This window comes from Paenibacillus sp. GL_099_B, assembly GCF_057835695.1.
Map to the genome: position 1 here is coordinate 5577062 of NZ_CM174430.1, position 23391 is coordinate 5600452.

22 protein-coding genes are annotated in these 23391 nt (G+C 47.2%); 3 read left to right on the top strand and 19 right to left on the bottom strand.

The features are described from left to right. Positions 1 to 4: 4 nt before the first annotated feature. The 14 genes from AC3ITG_RS25300 to cymR form a co-directional block, all read right to left on the bottom strand. Positions 5 to 2287 carry a methyl-accepting chemotaxis protein gene (locus AC3ITG_RS25300; protein ID WP_413373113.1) on the bottom strand — a complete coding sequence of 761 codons (2283 nt, stop codon included), beginning with the start codon at positions 2285 to 2287 and terminating at the stop codon, positions 5 to 7. Between the two features lie 235 nt (positions 2288 to 2522). Continuing rightward, positions 2523 to 3851, bottom strand: coding sequence for a peptidase U32 family protein (locus tag AC3ITG_RS25305; RefSeq protein ID WP_489251728.1), 1329 nt, complete (start codon positions 3849 to 3851; stop codon positions 2523 to 2525). A 17-nt stretch (positions 3852 to 3868) separates the two neighbouring features. Continuing rightward, a complete protein-coding gene (locus tag AC3ITG_RS25310; RefSeq protein ID WP_489251729.1) occupies positions 3869 to 4798 on the bottom strand; it encodes a peptidase U32 family protein in 930 nt (309 codons plus the stop codon). A gap of 15 nt (positions 4799 to 4813) precedes the next feature. Beyond that, complete coding sequence (gene mltG / locus AC3ITG_RS25315; RefSeq protein WP_489251730.1) at positions 4814 to 5854, bottom strand: endolytic transglycosylase MltG; 1041 nt, start codon at positions 5852 to 5854, stop codon at positions 4814 to 4816. Between the two features lie 79 nt (positions 5855 to 5933). Further along, on the bottom strand, positions 5934 to 6248 hold the full coding sequence (locus AC3ITG_RS25320; protein WP_024633076.1) for a DUF1292 domain-containing protein: 315 nt from the start codon (positions 6246 to 6248) through the stop codon (positions 5934 to 5936). Continuing rightward, positions 6249 to 6548, bottom strand: a complete 300-nt coding sequence (locus AC3ITG_RS25325; protein ID WP_024633075.1) for a DUF1292 domain-containing protein — start codon at positions 6546 to 6548, stop codon at positions 6249 to 6251. 12 nt (positions 6549 to 6560) lie between these two features. Further along, entirely contained in the window at positions 6561 to 6977 is a 417-nt protein-coding gene (gene ruvX / locus AC3ITG_RS25330) for a Holliday junction resolvase RuvX (protein ID WP_053779129.1), read from the bottom strand. Between the two features lie 125 nt (positions 6978 to 7102). Then, the gene (locus AC3ITG_RS25335) at positions 7103 to 7363 is read right to left on the bottom strand and encodes an IreB family regulatory phosphoprotein (protein WP_024633073.1); all 261 of its coding nucleotides are present in this window, start codon (positions 7361 to 7363) and stop codon (positions 7103 to 7105) included. 242 nt (positions 7364 to 7605) lie between these two features. Beyond that, positions 7606 to 10236: an alanine--tRNA ligase gene (alaS, locus tag AC3ITG_RS25340; RefSeq protein ID WP_489251731.1), complete on the bottom strand. Its 2631-nt coding sequence runs from the start codon at positions 10234 to 10236 to the stop codon at positions 7606 to 7608. A 421-nt stretch (positions 10237 to 10657) separates the two neighbouring features. Beyond that, positions 10658 to 11725, bottom strand: a complete 1068-nt coding sequence (locus AC3ITG_RS25345; RefSeq protein ID WP_076287766.1) for an AI-2E family transporter — start codon at positions 11723 to 11725, stop codon at positions 10658 to 10660. A 251-nt stretch (positions 11726 to 11976) separates the two neighbouring features. Then, on the bottom strand, positions 11977 to 12186 hold the full coding sequence (locus AC3ITG_RS25350) for a hypothetical protein (RefSeq protein ID WP_024633070.1): 210 nt from the start codon (positions 12184 to 12186) through the stop codon (positions 11977 to 11979). Between the two features lie 10 nt (positions 12187 to 12196). Next, positions 12197 to 12718, bottom strand: a complete 522-nt coding sequence (locus AC3ITG_RS25355) for a PRC-barrel domain-containing protein (protein WP_024633069.1) — start codon at positions 12716 to 12718, stop codon at positions 12197 to 12199. Between the two features lie 164 nt (positions 12719 to 12882). Continuing rightward, positions 12883 to 14034 carry a cysteine desulfurase family protein gene (locus AC3ITG_RS25360; protein WP_413373120.1) on the bottom strand — a complete coding sequence of 384 codons (1152 nt, stop codon included), beginning with the start codon at positions 14032 to 14034 and terminating at the stop codon, positions 12883 to 12885. A 123-nt stretch (positions 14035 to 14157) separates the two neighbouring features. Continuing rightward, complete coding sequence (gene cymR, locus AC3ITG_RS25365; protein WP_063566846.1) at positions 14158 to 14577, bottom strand: cysteine metabolism transcriptional regulator CymR; 420 nt, start codon at positions 14575 to 14577, stop codon at positions 14158 to 14160. A 323-nt stretch (positions 14578 to 14900) separates the two neighbouring features. Between cymR and mnmA the strand changes: the two genes are divergently transcribed. Next, on the top strand, positions 14901 to 16025 hold the full coding sequence (gene mnmA / locus AC3ITG_RS25370; protein ID WP_064635858.1) for a tRNA 2-thiouridine(34) synthase MnmA: 1125 nt from the start codon (positions 14901 to 14903) through the stop codon (positions 16023 to 16025). 141 nt (positions 16026 to 16166) lie between these two features. Here mnmA and crcB (AC3ITG_RS25375) read toward each other — a convergent pair whose 3' ends face one another. The 4 genes from crcB (AC3ITG_RS25375) to AC3ITG_RS25390 are packed head-to-tail and all read right to left on the bottom strand — an operon-like array spanning position 16167 to position 19192. After that, entirely contained in the window at positions 16167 to 16526 is a 360-nt protein-coding gene (gene crcB / locus AC3ITG_RS25375) for a fluoride efflux transporter CrcB (RefSeq protein ID WP_489251732.1), read from the bottom strand. Further along, the gene (gene crcB, locus AC3ITG_RS25380; protein ID WP_489251733.1) at positions 16523 to 16924 is read right to left on the bottom strand and encodes a fluoride efflux transporter CrcB; all 402 of its coding nucleotides are present in this window, start codon (positions 16922 to 16924) and stop codon (positions 16523 to 16525) included. The genes crcB (AC3ITG_RS25375) and crcB (AC3ITG_RS25380) overlap by 4 nt, the downstream gene beginning before the upstream one ends. A 28-nt stretch (positions 16925 to 16952) precedes the next feature. Beyond that, complete coding sequence (locus AC3ITG_RS25385; RefSeq protein WP_413373125.1) at positions 16953 to 18260, bottom strand: replication-associated recombination protein A; 1308 nt, start codon at positions 18258 to 18260, stop codon at positions 16953 to 16955. Positions 18261 to 18313: 53 nt separating this feature from the next. Then, positions 18314 to 19192, bottom strand: a complete 879-nt coding sequence (locus tag AC3ITG_RS25390) for a LysR family transcriptional regulator (protein ID WP_489251734.1) — start codon at positions 19190 to 19192, stop codon at positions 18314 to 18316. 163 nt (positions 19193 to 19355) lie between these two features. On the opposite strand from AC3ITG_RS25390, the gene AC3ITG_RS25395 reads away from it, so the two are divergent. Then, a complete protein-coding gene (locus AC3ITG_RS25395) occupies positions 19356 to 20096 on the top strand; it encodes an SDR family NAD(P)-dependent oxidoreductase (protein ID WP_489254532.1) in 741 nt (246 codons plus the stop codon). A gap of 28 nt (positions 20097 to 20124) precedes the next feature. Next, a complete protein-coding gene (locus tag AC3ITG_RS25400; RefSeq protein ID WP_489251735.1) occupies positions 20125 to 21027 on the top strand; it encodes a DMT family transporter in 903 nt (300 codons plus the stop codon). Positions 21028 to 21161: 134 nt separating this feature from the next. Here AC3ITG_RS25400 and AC3ITG_RS25405 read toward each other — a convergent pair whose 3' ends face one another. Beyond that, complete coding sequence (locus tag AC3ITG_RS25405; protein WP_489251736.1) at positions 21162 to 23348, bottom strand: HelD family protein; 2187 nt, start codon at positions 23346 to 23348, stop codon at positions 21162 to 21164. Positions 23349 to 23391 lie beyond the last annotated feature (43 nt).

The window sequence follows — 23391 nt, forward strand, 5'->3', positions numbered from 1 at the left end:
CGAATTAGACTGTAAAGCGAGACAATGTATCTTTCAATTCTGTCGATACATTCTCCAGTTTTGCAGACAAATTCACCAGTTGGTTACTGATATTTTGTTGTTCACTGCTCAAGGAGGCAACTTCCTGGGACGTTGCAGAAGATTGTTCAGCTACTGCGCTGACATTACTCATCGCTTCGGACAACGTACCTTGAGATTGATTCAAATCTCCGATTGAGCCAGTGACCATGCTCAGACTCTCAACAAACGCACCCATTTGTTGCTGTACTGAAGCAAATATTACATTGGTATCTTTAACAGCATCCATCTGTTCCTTGAATAACGGATAAGCTGCAGACAATTGATCCACCGTCTCATTCATTTCGGTCATAATCTTGTCGGTAATGTCGCCGACCATATCAATGGATTGTCTGGATTGTTCAGCCAACTGGCGAACCTCATTCGCTACCACCATGAATCCGCGTCCAGCTGTACCGGCACGAGCGGCTTCAATTGTTGCATTCAAGGAGAGAATGTTCGTTTGCTTGGTAATATTCTGCATGACGTCAAGCACCTTCAGAACAGAGGACGTGCTCTCTTTTAAGGAATCCACCTTGTTTACCAGCGCACCGATCATTTCTTCTGTCTTCTGCGTTTTGGTCATCAACTGATTCAGATGCTGTGTACCTGTCTGACTGGATTTCTCTACATGGCGGGCTGAATCACCCATTTGTTCGTTGGCTGTAACCACACTCTCCATCTGACGGGAGATATTGTCGGTCAATTCATTTCCACGCTCCGCTTCTGTTGCCAGACTACTTGCTCCACCTGCAATTTCTTCTGTAGCCACGGCAATCTCGGAAGCAGAGACTGCTGTTTTCTTGGAAGCACTACTCAGCTCAGAAGCGGTATCGAGCACTTCTTGCGCAGAACGGTTTGTTTGTTCGACCAAATTCGTGATCTGTTCCATCATGAGATTGAATGCCGCTGATAATTGACCAATCTCATCCTTGGAGGTAAATGGTGTACGTACTTTAAGATTACCTTTTGCTCCTTCTTGCATCAGATCTTTCAATTTGCCCATTGGGCGGGCAATTATGCGAACCATCCAAATACCGATCAGTATGGCAATAGCGGCAACTACGAGTGCCACCCACAATGTCAGTGTCAGAATGCCTTTGGCATCTTTCACCAGCATAGAAGTTGGGACCATTCCGATCAATTTCCAAGCGGATGAATCCATAGTACTGTACACTGCCAGCATATCGGTCGAATTTCCATCCACGGTATACTCTGTATTGGTGCTGCCGGATTTTTCTGTTAGCTCTTTAACAAAGGTCAAATCCGTATCTTTCCCTGCACGATCAGCAATCGTTGATGCTACAACTTTATCGTCCGGAGCGATCAGTTGAAGTACAGATCCTTCACCCAAGTCAAGAGATTTCAATTGCTGTTCCAGAACTTCCAACTTCAATTCAATGATTAATACATAAGATTGGGTTGTCCCTTGCAGATTTTTCATCGAACGCGCAATACGGAACGTTGGTGTGCTACCGTCCTCTTTGGCTTCCGTTGGAAGCCAGCGATATCCACCCGCCTGAACCAGTTCGTCATACCAGGCCTCATTACGAATATCACCCATAGAGGAACTACTGTTTCCTGTACCCATGGTGGATCTTGTTTCGTCCGTCGGCACAAGATAAATCGCTTCCATAGATTTATTCGTAAATGCAATGTTCGACAATTGTTTGTTGATCGAACTTGAATTTATAAACGTATCGTACGCCGTTAAATTCGTATCAGACATCTTCTGAAGCAAGGACTGCATTTCTGGATCAAAGAAAATTTGTGTGGATGTATCTACAAACCGCTCCAAAATAATGTCCATTTTTTGCTTGGTCTGTTCAATCGTTTCCTGGTTTGATCGAGAAGCATTTTTTTCAATCGTATCCTTGGCTTTAGCGTAGGATAATAGACCTAAACCGACTACAAAAAACATGATTGCTACAAAAAAGATCAAAAACAGTTTAACACCTACCGATTTAATCGGATTGACCTTCTTCATTTGCTCTAACGCTGTTCCCCCAACATTTTTCCAGTTTTGCTTCTTCAACTGGTTTTTGGTCTTGTTCCACCCTGACTTCAGCTTACCTGAGTCTAATTTAAAAGCCTTTCTGCTTGAAGTATCCCCTGTCTTACTTTTCACTACTTTTTCTTTCTTTACTTTCTGTACCTTCTCGGGCTTAACCTTCTCGGGTTTTGTTATTTCTTCCCCACTGTCCTTCTGCTTCTTTTGAACCAATCCCATTCACCTGCCAGTAATTTACTTGTTGGATTTTTCTTTCTCTCCCCTATAAATATGTAGTATTCGACAGCTTTCTCCTTTCCCCTTTCGTTTTTTCGAAATTTATTACAACTTTTTTCCTATTTTTCTATAAAAAAAAGACCCCCATATGCCGATATACGGAGGCCAAAATCCTTCATTTTATAACACTATTTTGTTGAAACATAATATTATTTTGTTAAAAACTAGGTATTTGAACCTACTTCTTTTTTCTCATCATATCGAAATAGGAAACGGGCTGATCTACCTTCATTTTGATACGCTGTAGCGGGTGACGGGCTGCATCGAGAATGTTACCCTCTTCATCCTGCAGTTCTCCAACCACCTGTTTGAAAAAGGCACCACCCGGACCGAAGAATTCGATTTCCTGTCCTGGTTTAAAATGATTACGTTGCTGAATCGTCGCCATTCCGGTAGACGCATCATAATCTATAACCAATCCGGCAAAGTCGTAAGGTACCGCTTTTTCTTCCGGCTCATAGATATGATCCTCATGGTCCGGTGTATCATAGAAAAATCCAGTATTCAGCGGACGATTCGCTGCCTTGTTCATTTCCTCTACCCATTCAGGCTTCAGGACATAATTCTCCGGGTCCGCCATATAAGAATCGATCGCCTGGCGATACACGTTAACCACGGTAGCCACATAGTGAATCGACTTCATACGCCCTTCAATTTTGAAACTGTCCACACCCACATCAATCAGCTCTGGGATATGACCAATCATGCACAGATCCTTGGAACCCATGGAAAAGGAATTATCCTGCTCCTCGAACAGAGGCAACTGATTCTCTCCAAGCTTGAAAGGCACAGGAGCCTGCATTTGCATCTCCTCTTCGCTAACCCATACCGTATCCTCCCGGGCATCTTCAAACAGATCGTACTTCCAGCGGCAAGATTGGCAGCAGCCACCCCGGTTGGAATCCCGGTCCGTAAAGTGGTTGGACAACACACAACGTCCGGAAAATGACGAACACATGGCTCCATGAATAAAGGCTTCGATCTCGATATCCACATTGGCCTTGATTTCTTCAATTTCTTCAAAGCTTGTCTCACGTCCGAGAACGACGCGTGGAAGACCTTCATCCTTCCAGAACTTCACAGCTTGCCAGTTCAGAGTTGATTGTTGTGTACTCAAATGCACTTCCAGACCCGGTACGGCACGCTGAGCCACTTCAATAATTGCTGGATCTGCTACGATAATAGCTGCAATTCCTGCATCATACAAGTTTTGCAAATACGCTTGAATGCCTTCGATATCTTCATTATGCGCATATATATTGGTTGCCACGAAAACTTTGGCTCCATACTTTTTGGCAAATTCCACACCTTCACGCATTTCTTCAAAGCTAAAGTTATCCGCGTTGGAACGCAATCCGTATGCCTGTCCACCGATATACACAGCATCTGCACCATAATGGATTGCAAATTTAAGTTTTTCCAGATTGCCCGCCGGAGCAAGCAACTCCGGTTTGTCCAGACGGTTACGTTTACCCGAGAACTTCCGCTGTACCGCCACTGTTTCCATGTTGTTCACCTCGTCTATTAATACACCTGTTCTTTATAGAAAAATCCAAACGACAATTCCCGTTCAGGGTCCTGCAATTGACGAACCTCGTCCAGCCATTCTTCACAAAATGCATAAGCATCGGCATCATCTGCATAACTGTCCAGAGCTATGCGGTATGCACGTACAACAGCTTCGTTATACGCAAGCGGTTTTAACATGCCTTCGATTTTGAAGCTGTGTACCCCGGCCTCCATCAACAGATGAAGATCTTCGAGAATACAAATATCCTCCGAACTCATGATGTGAGTTCCGTTCACATCTTCATAGATCGGGAACTTCTCATCCCGGCGTTCAGCCTCAATCAGAAATAAACCACGCTCTTTACCCAAATGCCCTTCTACAGGACGCCCTTGATGGGACATATAACTTTGCACCAGACTCCGTTTGGAATGATAAATGTTCGTCATGCCATGCACCTGCACTTGAGCTTCTACCTTCAGAAATGGAACCATCTCTGTCAGCTCGTCCATATTCAACTCCCGAGCAAGTACAACACGACTCGCTCCTTTGGTTCCCCAGTAGTTGGCTGTTGCATAGTTGGTCGATGTCATCTCAGCGTTCCAGTGCAGCTGGATATGAGGAGCATGCTCCTTAATAGCGGCGAGCACAGATGGATCATTGAACTCCACCCCATGAACACCGATTTTACCCAGTGCTTGAACATATTCAGGTAATTCCTTTAGCAACTCGTTGGACATCAGATTGTTCATGGACACGTATACACGAGCCTGATGTTTCGCTGCAACGGCAACGACCTCTGCTGTTTCTTCCACACTGAAGCTGCCGGGAAGACGCATGCCGAAGCGATCATCCCCAATTAACAAAGCATCTGCTCCTGCTTGGAGCAGCACCTCTGCCTCTTTCACATTTGCCGCCGTAACGAGCAGTTCATGTTTCGTACTCATATACATCCCCTCCGCTTATTGCGCAGCCTTACTTTTGGCTATATTTTGCTGATGTTCCTTATACGTTTTGGCAAACAGATGTCCGAATGTACCATCCTTCTTGGTCACATAGAACAAGTAATCCGAAGCTTCCGGTTCCAACGCTGCCTCAATGGATGCCAGACTTGGACTTGCAATCGGTCCTGGTGGCAGCCCTTTGTTCAGATACGTATTATAGGGGCTCTGTACCTTCAGATCCTTGAAAAGCAATCTGGCCTTCGGCTTATCCAGTAAATACTGTACTGTCGCGTCGATCTCCAGTTTCATATCCTGCTTGATCCGATTATAGATCACACCTGCCACAAGCGCTCGTTCCTGATCCACCACAACTTCTCTCTCCACAAGCGATGCGATCGTTAACACTTCATGCAAAGACAGGTTTCTCTCCTTGAGTTTGGACGCCAAATCAGGGATAGTATCAACCTTGGTCTGGAATTCCTCAAGCATTCGCTGCATGACCTCTTGAGTAGAACTTCCCTCTTTGAGCTCATACGTCTCCGGGAACAGATATCCCTCCAGCACATATCGCAGCTCTTCATCCACTGGAATGTCCTTGATGATGACGATATCAAAAGCAGATGGATCATTCGCAAGCTTGATAAATTCCTCACGATCCACAATTCCCTCAGCAGATAGCTTGTCTGCCATTTGTAATACTGTATATCCCTCAGGAATGGTAAACTTGACCATGGATTCAGGCACAACTTCACCGTTACTCAGCTTATTAATAATCTCATCGTATGACACGCCTGGATTTAAGGAATATGTACCTGCCATAAAATTCGATCCTTGTTTCTTCCATTTCAGATAACCCTTAAAGGCTAAACCACTTCGAATCAGACCTTCCTGCTCCAACTGGTCCGCAATTTTGGAAGTTCCTGACCCGCTCTTGATCTCGAAAACGATCGGTTCTGTGGATGCTTGTACGGGACGCATCATGTTCCAGACATATACGCCTGCGCCTCCGGCAACAACCACGATGATAAGCAGAAAGACTAAAATCGCTTTTCCTTTCAAAAAAGACACAACTCCTTTACACAACCAAAAAGAGCGGACTTCTCCGCCCTTCCGGTTTCTTCAATTTGAAGCTGATTAATCAATCTTCGTCAATGGGGAGTGTACACTCATCATATAGTTCAGAGATGTTCTCCCACTCATCATCATCGTCAATCGTAACTAATTCCGGCATGATCTGGCCTTCACTTCCCGGTAAAACCCGCAGAAGTTCAACTTCGTCATAAGGACGTAATGAACTGCGGAGCACCGCATACTGTTGGCCCTTCACTTCAAACTCAGCCAGCAAGTCATACGGATGCGATTTACCGTTCTCTTCTTCCAGCTCAACGTGAGCACCAAAAGCCAGACGCAGCGAATCTGTCCATTTCAAGTCTTCGCGGCTGTATTCTGTCATTTAGTTCGCTTCCTCTTCATCTTCTGCAAGAAATGTATTAAACGTCTCCTCGACGATATCCCATTCGGCATCATCTTGGATGACGAAAAGTTTAATATCGTCGCCCTCTTCTTCATAACGGAATGCATAAACATCCGTCTCTCCATCTTCGGGTTCAACCGGAGCAACCATCATGTACTTGGCCTCCGAACCGTCCACTTCGAATTTCATGATGACTTCGAATTCCTCTTCATTACCCTCGTCATCCGCAATGTAAATAATCTCCGATTCTTCTTCCATACCCAGTTGATCTTCAGCCATTGTTGATCCCCCTCACCTTTTACTATTGGCATCCAAATAATTTTGCAAAATCAAGCTTGCGGCCATTTTGTCCACAACCTGCTTGCGTTTTTTGCGACTGACATCCGCTTCAAGCAACGTTCGTTCTGCTGCAATGGTTGTCAGCCGTTCATCCCAAAGGTGAACAGGTAAATTCAGTTCGCCCCGCAGGCGTTCGGCAAAAGCGATGCATATTTCACCACGCGGTCCTACGGTGCCGTTCATGTTTTTGGGAAGTCCGACAACAATCTCGCCGATCTCATGCTCACGCACAAGTTCCGCAATCCGAGCGAACTCACCTTCATCCCGGCGGCGTTCAAGTACTTCCAATCCCTGGGCAGTCCAACCGAAGGCATCACTAGCGGCAACTCCGATTCTTCGGTCCCCATAGTCCAAACCTAATATTTTCATCCATGCTCTCCCATCCTCAAGCCTGCTCAGGTCGATTAATTATCGCCTTCTCAAGCTTCAGGCTGTCTTCTGTCGGTTCATTTCCCGCTGCCTGCATAGCTGCACCACAGCGGAAGCGATGTACATTACCGGTGATTGGCCAGATAAGAACGAACAAGCTCTTCAATCAGCTCATCGCGCTCTTTCTTACGGACCAGACTGCGTGCATTGTTGTGACGAGGGATGTATGCGGGGTCTCCAGAAATCAGATACCCGACAATCTGGTTAATAGGATTATACTCCTTATCCACCAGTGCATCATATACCGTGAGAAGAATCTCTTTGGAGGATGCTTCCTGCTCGTCGGCTTTCACATTAAATTTAACCGTCTTATCCATGGAGTCCATTGATGACACCTCGCTCCTGCATGAACATGGGGACCATGTCCTGCCGAATTGATTTCTGCTTATATAATAACATATTCTGACTGCCACAAGTAAACAAAGGATAAGCCAATTGTGTTTTTTGCTTGTCCTTTACTGGCTTCAGCATATTGCATCATTCGATTCCACTCGCTCTCGGGTACAAAATATAAACGAACAGAACCATTTCGATTTATATTTTGAAGATTGAAAGCCTCTCAATGGATTTATGCAATATGCCCGCTAACCAATGAAACCGCCAGTTTCAACGCTTCATCCAGCTTGGTTGCATCCTTGCCTCCGGCTTGCGCCATATCAGGACGTCCGCCACCTCCGCCGCCGCATACTGCCGCAACTTCCTTGACGATTTTACCTGCATGCAGCCCTTGTTTTACCTGTTCAGCAGGGACAGCTACAACAAAATTCACTTTGCCGTCAGCTGGAGCACCCAGTACGAGTACTGCATTAGGCAGTTTTACTTTCAATTCATCAGCCACTGTACGCAGTGCATCCATGTTCGGAGCATCCACACGAGCTGCAAGCAATTGTGTATTTCCTGCTTGTACCACTTGATCAGTCAATGCGCCTGCTTCCATGGCACTCAGCTTGCTTTGCAGTGATTCAGTCTCTCTGGCAGCTTCTTTCAATTGCTGATTCAGACCTTCAATGCGTTTAGGCACATCCGCCACATTTGCTTTGAGCAGGGTTGCGGATTGTTTGAGCAATTCAAGCTGACTTTCTACATACAGATACGCGCCACGGCCAGTAACAGCTTCGATCCGACGTACGCCGGAGCCGATTCCGCTCTCGCTCACCAGCTTGAAGATACCGATCTCTGATGTATTGTTTACGTGACAGCCGCCACAAAGTTCCAAACTATAGTCTCCGACTTGTACCACACGTACGATATCGCCGTATTTTTCACCGAACAGTGCCATTGCGCCCATTTCTTTGGCTTCATCAATAGCTTTCAGTTCAATGTTTACGTTCAGACGATTCCAGATCTGTTCGTTCACCTGACGCTCGATCTCCGTTAATTCTTCCGGCGTAATGCTGCCGAAGTGCGAGAAGTCAAAGCGCAGACGTTGAGGCTCTACGAGTGATCCTGCCTGATTGACATGTGTTCCGAGCACATCTTTGAGCGCTTTGTGCAGCAAATGCGTTGCGGTATGGTTTTTGATAATATCGCCGCGTTTGGACGCATCCACTTCAGCTTTAATCACTTCACCCACACGTAGTTCACCGGACTCTACCGTCACCAGATGTACGTGTTGTCCCAGCGGAGCTTTGAACAGGCCTTGCACTTTCGCCGTTACACTGGCTCCGCGCAGCAAGCCCTGATCACTCACTTGTCCGCCACTTTCTGCATAGAACGGAGTCTTGTCAAGGATGACCTGACATGTCTGTCCTTCGCTTACGGAGTCTACCAGTGCGTCACCAGCAACGATGGCTACCACTTTTGCTTCCGTCAACAGGTCATTATAACCAACAAACTCGCTTTTAACCTCCAGATCGGCAAGCGGTCCGCCTTGAACCTTCATGCTCTCGCTTTCTTGGCGTCCTGCACGTCCAAGCTCACGCTGCTTCTGCATAGAAGCATCAAAACCTTCACGATCTACCGTCAGACCATGTTCTGCTGCATAATCTTCTGTCAGGTCAAACGGGAAACCGTACGTATCATACAATTTGAACGCTTCAGGCCCGCTAATAACCGTGCGTCCTTCGGACTTGGCTGTGCCGCTGATATCCGCAAGAATGGCCAGACCATCTGTGAGTGTTTCGTGGAAACGCTCTTCCTCGGTTTTGATCACTTTAGCGATAAACTCCTGTTTGTCCACGACTTCCGGATAGTACATCCCCATCACTTCACCAACAGTCGTTGTCAGTTCATACAGGAATGGACGGTCGAGTCCCAAAACTTTTCCGTAACGTACGGCACGACGGAGCAAACGGCGAATGACATATCCGCGTCCTTCATTGCTTGGCAGAACGCCATCACCTACAGCAAAGGCAACGGTCCGAATGTGGTCGGCAATAACTTTCAGTGCAACGTCAATCTCTACGCTGTCATTATATTTCACACCGGCTAGAGCCGCTGTTCTTTGAATCATCGGTTGGAACAGATCTGTGTCAAAGTTGGAATCCACATTTTGCAGAATGGATGCAAAACGCTCCAGACCTGCACCTGTATCAATATTTTTGTTCGGAAGCGGTGTATAGCTACCGTCCTTGTTGTGATTGAACTGGGAGAATACCAGGTTCCATACTTCCAGGTAACGTTCATTTTCCCCGCCTGGATACATCTCGGGATCATTCATGTCATTGCCATAAGCTTCGCCGCGATCATAGAAGATTTCGGTACAAGGTCCACACGGGCCTTCGCCGATATCCCAGAAGTTTTCATCCAGTTTGATGATACGTTCGGCAGGCAAGCCTACTTTTTCGTTCCACAGTTTGAAGGCCTCTTCGTCTTCAGGGTATACCGTTACAGAGAGACGTTCCGGATCAAAACCGATCCATTCTTTGCTTGTGAGAAATTCCCAAGCCCAAGTAATCGTCTCTTCCTTGAAATAGTCTCCAATGGAGAAGTTACCGAGCATTTCGAAGAACGTATGGTGACGGCGAGTTTTACCGACATTTTCAATATCGTTTGTACGAATACATTTTTGGGAGTTGGCGAGACGCGGGTTCTCCGGTTTCTCCCGACCGTCAAAATACGGTTTCAACGGTGCCATACCTGCATTGATCCAAAGAAGGGATGGATCATTATGAGGTACAAGCGATGCGCTTGGCTCGATTTTGTGACCTTTACTTGCAAAAAATTCTATCCATTTGGACCGGATTTCACTGGCTTTCATACGGTGTGCCCCCAATTAATTATAATAGTCCGGTGCATATTCGCTCCGGGTTGTTAACAAGTAAAAACAAACACAAAAAACGCCCCTGATAGTCAGGGACGATTGTAATCGCGGTACCACCCTGGTTATTGCTGTTCATCCGCAGATGAAACAAACAATCTCCTCGTTGATGCGAAATAACGGTCGCTCCCGGCAGGGTTGTCCTGCACTCCGAAATTAGCTTTCCGCCGCTTCAACTTTCAAGACTCTTCCAGCCATCGGGCTCAGATTACATCTGATCCGAAGAAGTCTATTCTCTGAGGAAAGGAACCTCGGCGTACTTCATTTCATCATCGATTTCTTGTTCTAAACATACCCCTCCATTATATCGATATGCCTATATGGTGTCAACGCACCCTTTAGGACTAGACTGTTGCTAGAATCAGTCCGTTCTTCGTTTGATGTAATAGGCAAAAAAGTGCTGCACAATGACTTTCAGAACAGCAAAGACAGGTACCGCTAGAATGAGACCCACTATGCCCGCCAGTTCGCCTCCGACAAGGAGCGCGAAGATAATCGACAACGGATGCAAATGCAGAGTCCGCCCCACCACCTGAGGGGAGATAACGTTGCTCTCTAGCACCTGGCACAGTGTGTTCACAATGACAACGAAGAGCACCATTTTGAACGATACCGTAGACGCCATCACCACTGCAGGAGCAGCTCCTAGAAACGGGCCCAGATAAGGCACGATGTTAAATACAGCGACAATGCTGGCGAGCAGCAGTGCATAAGGCATATCAATGACGATGTAACCGATGTAGGCAAAGATGCCCACAATCACACAGACGATAAACTGTCCGCGAATATAGTTTCCCAAGGCCGTGTCAATCTCTTTCATAACCGAAACAATGGCCTTGCGACGTGAGCGAGGCAGGTACGCCACAATCGTACGCTCGAATACCTCAAAATCTTTTAACATATAGAAAATGAGGAATGGCACGATAAACACGTTGAACAACACATTAATGGTTGTCCCGATATTATCCATCAGCTTCGTTATCCCCTGGGTCAGCCGATCCTCCATCTGGAAAAACCAGCTGTTCATACCCGTGCGCACACTTGGCGGCATTAATTTGTGATCCATATTGTTCATCAGACTCTGGGCACGCATCGACAGCTCTGGCATATGCTCGTTCAGTTCCTCCAACTGTTCAATCAACACCGGAATGACATTCATAAGGATAACCCCGATACAGGTGAGGAAAAAAGCATAGATTAACAGCACGGCAATGGTTCGAGGAACTTTGCGCCCTCCCAGCATGCTTACAATCGGATTGAGGACATAGGATATGATGAGGGCCACGATAAATGGTGCCAGCACTGTTTTCAGAAATCCATATATATGAAGCAGTAATGGCCGCAGCAGCCAGATAAAGTACAGGATAATCAATCCGAGTAGCAGCCAGATGGCATAACGGAACAGCTTGTTTTTGGTTAATTGCTCCACTTGCATCTCTCCCTTTTGGACTGGCTCTGAAAGTCAGTATATGTAAGGAAGGGAATATTTATTAACGCACAAAAAAAGCGCCCCCTTCATGATGAAGGAGACGCATCTTGTGATCCGGGGTAGCATATATTCATACAAGTTCCCTTGAACCACTATGTAACCGCAGCTATATACATCTGTCATCATTACATAACAGCATTCAATGACAGTCTTTGTCATGAAACCGCATATAGAAGAAGTTATGCTTCTTATTAAGAAGAAGCATGAAGATGAGGGAAGTCTTGCGGCAGCTCTTCTCCGAAGAACAGATCATCGAGGGAACTGAGCGTGCCGTCTTCTTCCACTTGGTATACAGACATTTTCTCACCGTTCACTGTTAATTCGATAAAGCATCCCCAGCAATAAAACTGGTGGGAACCGATTTTCCCAATATCTTTGGAACTACAGTTTGGACATTTCATATTCATTCACCTATCCATTAACAGAATGAATGGCATTTTCCAAGCGCTGTTCACTCAGCGGCGGCACCATAATGGCACTTTCCCCAATAGACATATCGCTTGTACATGGCAGCCATTTGCGGCCCTCAATCAAATCGGACACAAAACCGTCCGTAATTTCAATCCCTATTATTGTATTTCCCAACTCCTGGTCAAAATAAACATCAGAGACACGTCCAAGCAGCAAACCTTCTTCGGTGAGCACGGACATCTCCTTCAATTTAGACTGGCCGAGGAGGTACGTGTGTTTTATGTCGTCGGCTCCCGTTTTGCGGACAGCCTGTTGATTACGGATCATGACGGCATCTTCGCCGTAGGCAACGATATCTTGCCACTGCACGATTTTGACATGACTGGTAAACAGGCCTTTGTTTTCAAGTTCAATGCCTTCAATTTTCCAATCGTCATTCACAATGAAATCCTGGATTTTACCGACCTGCTTCCCATCCTCAACGTCAAAAACGGCAAGTCCGATCATTTCCTGAAGCTTCATCGCAGGGTCCCCCTCATCTTCTTATCATTAAATAGTCGCGGCGCTATTGCTAGGTATGCCCAAAGTTGATGAGTGGCAATCAGACGCCGATCATCAAAACCGCTTCTATCCAACCGATGAAATGGAACTTCTTCCCTCCTTCTGTTCCATGTGCAAAGAGCCCCTTAGGCTCTATTACGCAGTCGCCCAAGAATGGTTCCAATTTTTTCGGCGGTTATCATGATTTCTTCCGTAGTATTACCCAACCCCCAGCTAAAACGAATCGCGGAATGCAAAAATGTCTCCGGCAGCTTCATCGCTTTGAGTACATGGGATACTTCGAGGGAACCGGAAGTACATGCCGAACCGCTCGCAACTGCGATGCCTTCCATATCCAGATTCATGAGCATCGTCTCTGTGGATACTTCCAGAAAGCTGATGTTCAGGATATTGGGCAACGTAAATTCCGGATGTCCGTTGACGTGGAAATGCTCTGCCCCTACATGCTGCTCCAGTTGTTCCAACAGCAATGATCGCAATGCCAGATCATGATCACGGCGCTCCTCCGCTTGTTCTCCTGATATTTTCAACGCCTCCGCAAAGCCAGTGATACCTGCTATATTCTCGGTACCTGCACGTCGCTGCCGTTCCTGAAGGCCACCATGAGATCTCGCTTCCAGCACAATTCCGCGCCGTACATATAGTGCACCCACGCCTTGAGGGCCATTAATTTTATGAGCAGAGAAGCTGATCAGATCCACAGGCAGTTCCTTGCAGGAAATTTCCTGGGTGCCAAGAGCCTGAACTGCATCGGTATGGAACAAAATATCATGTTGACGAGCCAGTTCACCAATTTCCCGGATAGGTTGAATCGTACCCACTTCATTATTGGCATACATCATGGTGATCAGCACTGTATCTGGCCGGATGGCATCTTTCAGCTCTTCCAAACGTATTCTTCCGTACTCATCTACAGGCAAATAGGTCACTTCATAGCCTTGTCGCTCCAGCTCCTGACAAGTATGCAGTACCGCATGATGTTCAATGGCCGTTGTAATGATGTGCCGTCCCCGTTCATTTCTCGCTGAAACTGCGCCAAATATCGCCAGATTGTCACTTTCCGTGCCGCCTCCGGTAAATACGAGTTCATCTGGGAAACAACCCAAAGACGCCGCAATGACATCCCTTGCTCCACTGACGGTCCGTTTGGCTTCACGCCCAAAGGCATGGATACTTGATGCATTGCCATATTGCCCTGTCATAACTTTCATCATCGCTTCCGCGACTTGTGGGTGCATAGGTGTCGATGCGGCGTGATCCAAATATATTCTTTTCATTGATTTCACCCCGTTATATGTTGGACTTCCATATTTTCAAACCATAAAGAAGCTTGTTGCACGGCTAAAGCCCCCAATATGGGGGCTTTAGTGTGTCGTCTGTGATGCTCATCATCAACTATATTAGATATAGAACATGTAGCTGTCTTTTTGCTCCTGATCCTGGAATGTAATCAGATCCTTCAGCGTTGTTGAATCCAATACTTCTGCAATGCCATCACGGATGCGCAACCACAAATCGCGCTTCGCCGGATCATCTTCCTCCGTGAAATCCACTGGAGAGATTGGACCTTCCAGTACACGAATAACATCGCCTGCCGTTACGGTAGCAGGATCGCCTGCCAGAATGTAACCGCCGTAGGCGCCACGGATACTTTTGACCAGTCCTGCATTACGCAGGGGAGCGATCAATTGCTCCAGATAATGCTCCGAGAGCTGGTTGCGCTCGGCAATACTTTTCAAAGATGTAGGGCCTTCGCCTGTTCTGGCTGCCAGCTCCATCATGATTGTGAGCCCATAACGGCCCTTTGTCGATATTTTCAAAGGAGTCACCTCTTTCAATTTTCGAAAAAAACAAGTTGTGAAACATAAAATAACAGGATGTGGTCCAAGACCGTCTTTCCAGGATCCGCCACAGCGGGATATGAAAAATACAGACCTAGTCCCTCTAATCCTCCGTATTCCGATCATAACCCTCAGCTAATGTTAACATATCTGCATGCTTTATGGAAAAGAAAGATTGACGAAATTCCAAAATGTGCGCCTGTGGTGGACACTATCCAAAGTTGGCCGGGTGTATCGTAACTTTAGTCCGGTTATGCTAGAATAGAAACGAAACACATTTATATAGAGAAATGGTGATAACGATGTCCAAAACAATTGAAAATACACGGGTCGTCGTTGGCATGTCCGGAGGTGTCGATTCTTCCGTCACCGCACTGCTGCTGAAGGAGCAGGGTTACGATGTCATCGGCATTTTCATGAAAAACTGGGATGACACGGACGAGTTCGGCCACTGTACTGCTGAAGAAGATTCAGAGGACGTACGCCGGGTTTGCGAACAGATCGGCATTCCTTACTACACTGTCAACTTCGAGAAAGAGTACTTTGATAAAGTATTTTCCTATTTCCTTGATGAATATAAGTCGGGTCGGACTCCGAATCCTGATGTCATGTGTAATCGTGAGATCAAATTCGGCGAATTCCTGAACAAAGCACTGGATCTCGGCGCTGATTATGTGGCTACAGGCCACTATGCTCGCCTCATTGAAGAAGATGGAACGTTCAAACTGCTGCGCGGTGTGGACAGTAACAAAGACCAAACGTACTTCCTCAATGCACTGAATCAGAACCAGCTGTCCAAAGCCATGTTCCCGATTGGTCATCTTCCAAAACCGGAAGTGCGCAAGATTGCAGAAGCGGCTGGCCTGTACACCGCGAAGAAAAAAGATAGCACAGGTGTCTGCTTCATCGGCGAGCGCAACTTCAAAGAGTTCCTGAGCAACTATCTTCCTGCCAAAGGTGGAGACATGGTTGATATTGCAACCGGAGAAGTGAAGGGCCGTCATGATGGTCTGATGTACTATACGCTTGGACAACGTCAAGGTCTCGGCATCGGCGGCTCCGGTAATGGTGAACCCTGGTTCGTGGCAGACAAGGATCTGGAGAAAAATCAACTGCTTGTCGTTCAAGGCGATGCACATGCAAGCCTGTATTCAACCGGTCTGACTGCAACAGGTGTAAACTGGATCGCAGGTGCAGCACACATGCCTAACGTACCATTCCGTTGTACCGCCAAATTCCGCTATCGTCAGCCGGATCAGGGTGTAACCCTGACATGGCAGGAAGATGGCAGCGTGGATGTACAGTTTGACCAACAGCAAAAAGCGATCACGCCTGGTCAAGCCGTTGTGTTTTATGATGGAGATGTATGTCTCGGCGGCGGAACGATCGATCAGGTTCAAAAAGTGCCTGTACCGGCGCTGCAATAGATTCAATAACAGAAATGAATCCATCCCCATATGGATTTTGCACAATACCCTGTATTCCTATAACAAAAGCCATCTTTCATGTATACCATGACGGATGGCTTTTTTCCTTCTTTTTCCTGCAAAAAAAATAATTATTTTCACTTATGCAGCCAGCCACACTCCTGCAAAAGAAGCCGCAACCCCCAGCAGTACCGAACTGATGACGTATATAACTGCTCTTAAGTAACGTTCCTGCCCCATCAAACCAAGGGTCTCATATCCAAATGTAGAGAATGTGGTATACGCTCCGCAAAATCCAGTACCCCCTATCACCCAGACTGCGTCTGGGATTGAAGCTGAATGATGCCAGCCATAGAGCAATCCAAGTAACAGAGAACCACTGATATTAATAACCCAAGTTCCCCATGGGAAGGCCGTTCCAAGCGAACCGGATATCCATCGACCCAAACTGTAGCGAAGCACCGCACCCAGCATTCCTGCAAAACCAATCCAGATGATCAAGGTGCAACACCGTCCTGCGTCGGTTTATTCAGCATTCGCTGTCCAACTTTAATTCCCAATGCACACAGTAATAACCCTGCGAGTAAACTCACAACGAGGTATATAACAGCCTTACCCCACATTCCTCCTTCAGATAAACGGACCATATCGAGAGTAAAGGTGGAGAATGTGGTGAATGCCCCGGTGAACCCTGTACCAATCGCAAGACGAAGTTGAGGCGTTATTTTACCTGGAACAGCTATGGTGAAGAACCAACCCAAAAACAGGCTCCCGATGGCATTGATCAACAGCACTGCCCAAGGGAAGTCTTCATTGGCTGCTGGCATCCATAACTGTATCCCATATCGGCATAATGTACCCAAAATTCCACCGATTCCAATATAGAATATTTCTTTCATCGTACAAGCATCTCCCGGGTCATGGATCTTACAGCTCTCTGCGCCGCTGCTGGTTTAGACGAATCTTAGATTCATTGCCTTGTTCCGTTGCTTCATAGAAAATACGGCGTGAGAGCTGTTTCGGTAAATATTCCTGCTTCACATAATGACCCGGATAATTGTGCGGGTATTGGTAGCCTTCATGTCCCAACTTCACTGCACCGGAATAATGGGTATCCCTCAGATGAAGAGGGACTTCAGCCGATTTCACCTCATCAATGGCATTCATCGCTTTTGAGATCGCAGTGTAGACCGCATTGGACTTCGGACTTTCAACAGCAAACAGGATCGCTTGGGCAATGTTCAGCTTGGCTTCAGGCCAGCCATTATTGCGATAAGCATCCAACGCCCCAATGGCCTGGGTCATCGCTTGCGGATTCGCAAGTCCAATATCTTCACTGCTCGCTGCAATCAGACGACGTATAAACGTCATCGGGTCCATGCCCAGCTTCTCTACCGCATACAAAAACCAGAACAGTGCTGCATCACTGGAACCCCGGATGCTTTTATGAAATGCCGACAGTACATCATATTGTGTCGATTCATCTGCCTTCACAATCGGACGACGTATGGATTCTTCAGCTACATCAAGCGTAATGTGAATCGAGCCATCCTTCTCTGGCGGTGTAGTCAGTGCAGCAAGTTCCAAGGCGTTCAGCGCACGCCGAATATCGCCATTTGCCATCGTCGCAATATGCTCCAATGCCTCGTCGTCTGCCTGCAGGTCCATGAATCCCAAACCTTTATCCGCATCCGCCAGTGCCCGGCGCATCGCAATCAGGGAATGCTCTTTGTTCAAAGACTCCAACTGAAACAGCGTGGAACGGCTCATCAAGGCTCCATTCACATAATGAAAGGGGTTCTCTGTCGTAGCACCGATAAAAATAATCGTGCCCTTCTCTACTGCAGGTAGCAGCGCATCTTGTCGTGAACTATTAAACCGGTGTACTTCATCAAGAAACAAAATGGTTTTTGTTCCGTACAACTGCTTGTTCGTTTGCGCCTGCTCAATGACTTCACGTACATCTTTAACGGAAGCATCCACCGCATTCAGACGGACGAACTGCCCTTGGGTATGCTGGGAAATAATATGTGCCAATGTCGTCTTGCCACATCCCGGAGGACCATAAAGCAAGATAGACGAAATCTGATCCGCTTCAATGGCGCGCCGAAGCAATTTCCCCGGTCCTATAATCTGTTCTTGCCCAATATATTCATCAAGCCGCTCAGGCCGCATTCGGTCAGCGAGCAGTCTTGCTTGAGGTTCTGAATCTTGCTGAAACGAAAATAAATCCATTGCTCATCACTTCCTTAACGGATTGCCTTTACTTGTTCCTTAATAAATCCTGATTAATCGCTATTCTCTATCATATCATACTCCCGCGGCAGCATACCCATAAATGCGCCAAGCGCACTGCTGACAAAGGCATCCTTGCGAGTAATAAAATGAGTCATCATACGATTCATGCCTGCCGGGAGTGTGTGCTTGCGCAGTAATCCATTTTCGATCTGATGCCGAATGACGATTTCGGGTAACAGTGAAATTCCCATGCCAGATGTAACCCCGCTAACAATCGCTTCAAGGGTTCCAAATTCCATAATGACCGGACGGGTTACACCGCTAACCGATAACCATTCCTCCAAAATCTGACGATATGAACATCCCATGCTGTAGACCAGAATCGGTTTACTGGTGAGTTCTTCGGCTTCCGGTCCCATACCGGAGGAGACAACGAATAGTTCTTCATCAAATACGGGAGTAGAAGCAATATCAGGGTGATCACATGAACAGCCGATAAACGCCCCTTCCAATTCATACCCAATAACCTGATCCATAAGCACTTGGGAGTTACCTGTAGTCAAAGATAAGGAGACAGCCGGATGCTGTTTATAATATTTCGCAAAAAGTTCAGGTAAACGTACCGCTGCGGCAGTCTGCGTGGAGCCTATGCGTAGTGGTCCAGAAGGTTCAATTGTAGAGCTCAACGCTTTACCAGCCTCATCGAGCAGGCCTACAATTTTATCCGCATACGTCAGCAGCATCTCACCTGCTGGAGATAACGTCATCCCCCGATTATGACGAATAAACAGCAGTGTCCCTACTTCGGATTCCAGATGTCGTATCCTTGCTGTCACATTGGACTGCACGTAACCAAGGCGCTCCGCAGCTCGGGTCAGATTCCCTTCTTGTGCGACACATTGAAATATCCTTAAATCCCCACTTTCCATAGTAAACCTCCCAAATAAAACTATATCCATTCAGACATCATTTAAAATGATATCTAATCCATTAACAATCATTATACAGTATAGCTGCTTCGAGCTACAATCGGGGTAATCAGAACACAGCAACTTACTACTCGCTGAGTTCACTTAAGGAGTGTTAATAATGATGAACTGGACGAACACTGTAGCTTTGGTAACCGGAGGTGGTACGGGTATAGGCCGAGCTACCAGTATACTGCTCGCTAATCGTGGAGCAACCGTTGCCGTCAATTACTCCCGTTCCCAGGATGAGGCGGAAGAGACTGTACAACATATTCTGAATGCGGGAGGTCATGCTTTTGCAATTCAGGCTAATGTTGGCTCCGATGTCGAGGTTCGTCAAATGGTAGCCTTTATCACTAATAAAGTTGGCCCTGTGACCGCACTCGTAAATAACGCCAGCATTACGCATCATATCCCAATGAAGGATCTGGAATCCGTAACGGATGACATATGGAATGAACTATATGACGTTAATGTTAAAGGCATGTTTTACTGCGCACGAGCTGTAGCGAAAGGAATGCAACAGGCAGGTCAAGGCGCAATCGTTAACCTTGGCAGTATCGCTGGCAGCACAGGATCTGGGTCCTCCCTTCCTTACGCAGTTTCCAAAGCAGCAGTACACGGTTTGACGAAGTCTTTGGCACACTCGCTATCCCCCGATATTCGGGTTAACGCCATCATTCCGGGTGCAGTCGCGACCCGTTGGTGGGCAGGAAAGGAAGAACAAATGCATCGTCTGGGTGGTGAGTTATTGCTGCAGCGAATAGCGGCAAGCGAAGACATTGCACATATGATATGCGCCGCGTTGGAGCAACCATCCATGACCGGGCAACTGATTACTGTAGATAGCGGTCAGACGTTATGAGCATGGAAAGCCAAAGGGAGGAATCCTGATGAAGCCTTTAAAATATACGTTCCTGATTATCGTGACCACGCTCATCATGGGAACCTCGTTTCCCGTAGGCAAAATCGGCATGATGTACGCTCCTCCCTTTTTGTTAATGGGACTTCGCTATATATTGGCAGGAGCATTACTTGCATGGCTCATCAGAAAACGTCCTATGCCTGTGGGTTGTAAACAGTGGATGCAAATCGCCGTAATCGGTCTGTTCCAGTCGGCGGGAGTGATGGGCTGTGCCTACTACAGCATGAACTGGATCAGTTCGGGAGAGTCCGCCATAATCACCTTTACGAATCCGTTGCTTGTCATAATCCTGAGTGCTGCTCTATATGGTGTGTCCTATCGTTTTAGCCAGTGGACCGGTGTGGTTCTCGGATTTGTCGGAGTGGCGTTGACCTTTGGATTCCATCTGAGCTTGAGTCCTGGGACATGGATTGGGTTTGGCGGCGCCGTCTCCTTTGCTGTATCCACGTTGCTCATTAAGCGCTGGGGAGCTGCTCATGATACATTTGTACTTACCGCTTACCAAATGCTCGCTGGAGGCGCAGTATTGCTTCTACTGAGCGCGTTTACAGAGCAGCCTCATTTTATCGTAAATACGACGTCCATCATTGTCCTGGTATGGCTGACGATTTTCTGTTCCATCATTCAGTTCACCCTCTGGTTTTATTTGCTGCAAAACACAGATCCGGCCAAAACCAGTTCCTTTCTTTTTCTGGCACCGCTGTTTGGACTGCTGTCGAGCTTCGTCTTGTTGGAAGAGCATGTCGGCTGGATTGTGGGTGCAGGTGGGGTAATGATCTGTCTGGGCATTTTCCTGGTTAACCGACGTCTCGTCAGTCATAACTCAGCTTTGGATAAACCGGGTTTGACCCAACGTACACCTGCAAGTTAACCAGCAGAAGAACACTGCGAAACTTTAGGTGAGCCACTCGAAAATAATACTCATCTTAGAACGTAGAAAGAGCATGGCACTTTTAACAGCGCCATGCTCTTTCTATATTGATGCTATGTTCAACAACAAAGGGTTCACTCTGCCTCGCTGTCAGGCCAACCCTGAATGGCAACAGACTCGCCTTCCGTATTGTGGGTTGCAGCAGCATAGTCTGGCAATTGGCCGTCGTGGAATAACCACAGTTCGTGCAATGCCCGTGTACAGCCAACGTATAACAGTTTCGCATCACCCGCATTGGGCAAATAGTGTTTATCATCGCTATCTGCTACGATAACTGCATCAAACTCCAACCCTTTCGACAAATAGACAGGTAAAACGGAGTGACCGCCTGTGTACTGTTTTTTGCCGCCGTCAATCAAGTTCAGATCCCAGCCTGCCGCCTGGAGTTCATGATGAAGCTCCTTTGCCTCACGCAGGGTACGGGTCAGAATGGAGACTGTACGATAGTCTTTGACCGTTAAGAGCTTCAGAGCCTGTTCGAGGCTTGCTGTGCGCCCTTCTCCCCCATAGGACAATGTCCGTACGGGATCACCACTGCGGAATACAGGAATCGCCGTAATCCCGCTCTTGACTCCCCGCTCCAGAATCGTATTGGCATAATCGATAATTTCCATCGTCGAGCGATAACTCCGCGTCAATGCAAAGTATGCGTTCTGTTCCTCGGGAAACAGGGAACTCATCTCTTCCCACGCATGAACACCACGGTACTCATGAATACCTTGGGACAGATCCCCTAGTATGGTGAAGGAATGCCCCTTGACGAACTGATCCAATAACGCCACATGAAAAGGAGAAAAGTCCTGCGCTTCATCAATAACAACGTGATCGAATCGCTCTGAGCCTTCAATATCATGAACCAAGGTATGAATGTACACCAATGCAGGCAAATCTTCTTCACGGATGATATCCTGCTTCAGATCTGCTGCCGTTTGCTTCATTACCAATTTGGGAATAAGCCCGCTGAGCGAGGCAGGTACCGAACCACCTTTAACAACTTTGAACAGCTGTTTGTATAGCGTAAGCGGTTCATATTGAGGCCATTTTTTGGCGTAGGCCTTCTCACGGGTTGCCGCTTTCTTTTTACGCTCTTTGCGAACGGCTTCCGGGGAAGGTTTCTTGAGTTCCATCTCAATCCAGCGGTGAATACGCGCCATAACCCGCTCTTTGCGTTTCGCTAGCGGATAATGTTTGTACTCTTCCCCGAACCAGTTCTCAATCTCGGCTTTGCTGAGCACTGCACCATCCCATGGACTGAAGTCCATATCAGGTACGGATTCCTCTTCCATCCCCGACAGCCACTCCCGGATCAGTTCCATGAAGCGAATCGAGCCTTTATAACGCCCAGGCACATCATCATTGAGTTCAGGACGTGCATCCGGCGTTTCAAACCAGGTGTTCAATGTCTCCGACGTGTCCGCCAAAGGCAGGTCCAGCCCCAGCAGGTTCATCGCCCAATCGGGGAATGTACGCTGCTGAATATCCCCCACACCGAGCTCCGGAAGTACATCTGATATGTAATCCAGGAACATGTGGTTGGGTGCGAAAATAACCATCTTCTCCGCAGATACCTGCTCCTTATACTGATACAGCAAGAAGGCAAGGCGATGCAGAGCCACGGTTGTTTTTCCCGATCCGGCTACACCCTGAATGATCAATGCGGTGTTTCTCGCCGCACGAATGATCTGATCCTGTTCCGCTTGAATGGTAGATACGATATCACGGAGCTTGTTGTCCTTGTTCTCTCCCAGTCGATACACAAGAAATTCATCTGATACGGCTGGCTGGTCACTGTCCCGATCGTACGTATCCGCCACACGTTCCAATATACGCTGCCGAATAACAACGTTTCGTTTCAGATAAACCAGGCCCTCAATGAGTCCCTCTGGGGCTTCATACGTTGCGGAGGCTTCCCCTCCGGTAAATGAGTAAAACAGGCTTGCGACAGGAGCACGCCAATCGATGACGAGCGGATGCTCTCCCACCTCTTCGCGGTCTACGCCGATTTTGCCAATATACAGCGGTTTCCGTGCACCACTGCCCTGTTCTTCGAAATCCAAGCGTCCGAAATAGGGTTGCTGCGCGCTCTTGGACAAGGCGGTGCGGCGCTCTTCACGTCCGGCTTCCAGCACTTGTTCTGTGAAGTCGTGGCCGGTGTACACCGGAATATTCTGCAGCCGTTCCAGCTGACTATCCACTTCCTTCATCGTTCGCTCTAACCTGTACTCTTCTTCTTGATAGGCACTTTGAAAGCTGTCTGACATGTTTCAGTTACCTCCTAAGAATATGTTTTCTGCATAGCCAATC

Bases quoted from the DNA above. Each gene is read 5' to 3' on its own strand.
- AC3ITG_RS25300 (WP_413373113.1), bottom strand. From the start codon at position 2,287: ATGGGATTGGTTCAAAAGAAGCAGAAGGACAGTGGGGAAGAAATAACA.
- AC3ITG_RS25305 (WP_489251728.1), bottom strand. From the start codon at position 3,851: ATGGAAACAGTGGCGGTACAGCGGAAGTTCTCGGGTAAACGTAACCGT.
- AC3ITG_RS25310 (WP_489251729.1), bottom strand. From the start codon at position 4,798: ATGAGTACGAAACATGAACTGCTCGTTACGGCGGCAAATGTGAAAGAG.
- AC3ITG_RS25320 (WP_024633076.1), bottom strand. From the start codon at position 6,248: ATGACAGAATACAGCCGCGAAGACTTGAAATGGACAGATTCGCTGCGT.
- AC3ITG_RS25325 (WP_024633075.1), bottom strand. From the start codon at position 6,548: ATGGCTGAAGATCAACTGGGTATGGAAGAAGAATCGGAGATTATTTAC.
- ruvX (WP_053779129.1), bottom strand. From the start codon at position 6,977: ATGAAAATATTAGGTTTGGACTATGGGGACCGAAGAATCGGAGTTGCC.
- AC3ITG_RS25335 (WP_024633073.1), bottom strand. From the start codon at position 7,363: ATGGACTCCATGGATAAGACGGTTAAATTTAATGTGAAAGCCGACGAG.
- alaS (WP_489251731.1), bottom strand. From the start codon at position 10,236: ATGAAAGCCAGTGAAATCCGGTCCAAATGGATAGAATTTTTTGCAAGT.
- AC3ITG_RS25350 (WP_024633070.1), bottom strand. From the start codon at position 12,186: ATGAAATGTCCAAACTGTAGTTCCAAAGATATTGGGAAAATCGGTTCC.
- AC3ITG_RS25355 (WP_024633069.1), bottom strand. From the start codon at position 12,718: ATGAAGCTTCAGGAAATGATCGGACTTGCCGTTTTTGACGTTGAGGAT.
- AC3ITG_RS25360 (WP_413373120.1), bottom strand. From the start codon at position 14,034: ATGAAAAGAATATATTTGGATCACGCCGCATCGACACCTATGCACCCA.
- mnmA (WP_064635858.1), top strand. From the start codon at position 14,901: ATGTCCAAAACAATTGAAAATACACGGGTCGTCGTTGGCATGTCCGGA.
- crcB (WP_489251733.1), bottom strand. From the start codon at position 16,924: ATGAAAGAAATATTCTATATTGGAATCGGTGGAATTTTGGGTACATTA.
- AC3ITG_RS25385 (WP_413373125.1), bottom strand. From the start codon at position 18,260: ATGGATTTATTTTCGTTTCAGCAAGATTCAGAACCTCAAGCAAGACTG.
- AC3ITG_RS25390 (WP_489251734.1), bottom strand. From the start codon at position 19,192: ATGGAAAGTGGGGATTTAAGGATATTTCAATGTGTCGCACAAGAAGGG.
- AC3ITG_RS25395 (WP_489254532.1), top strand. From the start codon at position 19,356: ATGAACTGGACGAACACTGTAGCTTTGGTAACCGGAGGTGGTACGGGT.
- AC3ITG_RS25400 (WP_489251735.1), top strand. From the start codon at position 20,125: ATGAAGCCTTTAAAATATACGTTCCTGATTATCGTGACCACGCTCATC.
- AC3ITG_RS25405 (WP_489251736.1), bottom strand. From the start codon at position 23,348: ATGTCAGACAGCTTTCAAAGTGCCTATCAAGAAGAAGAGTACAGGTTA.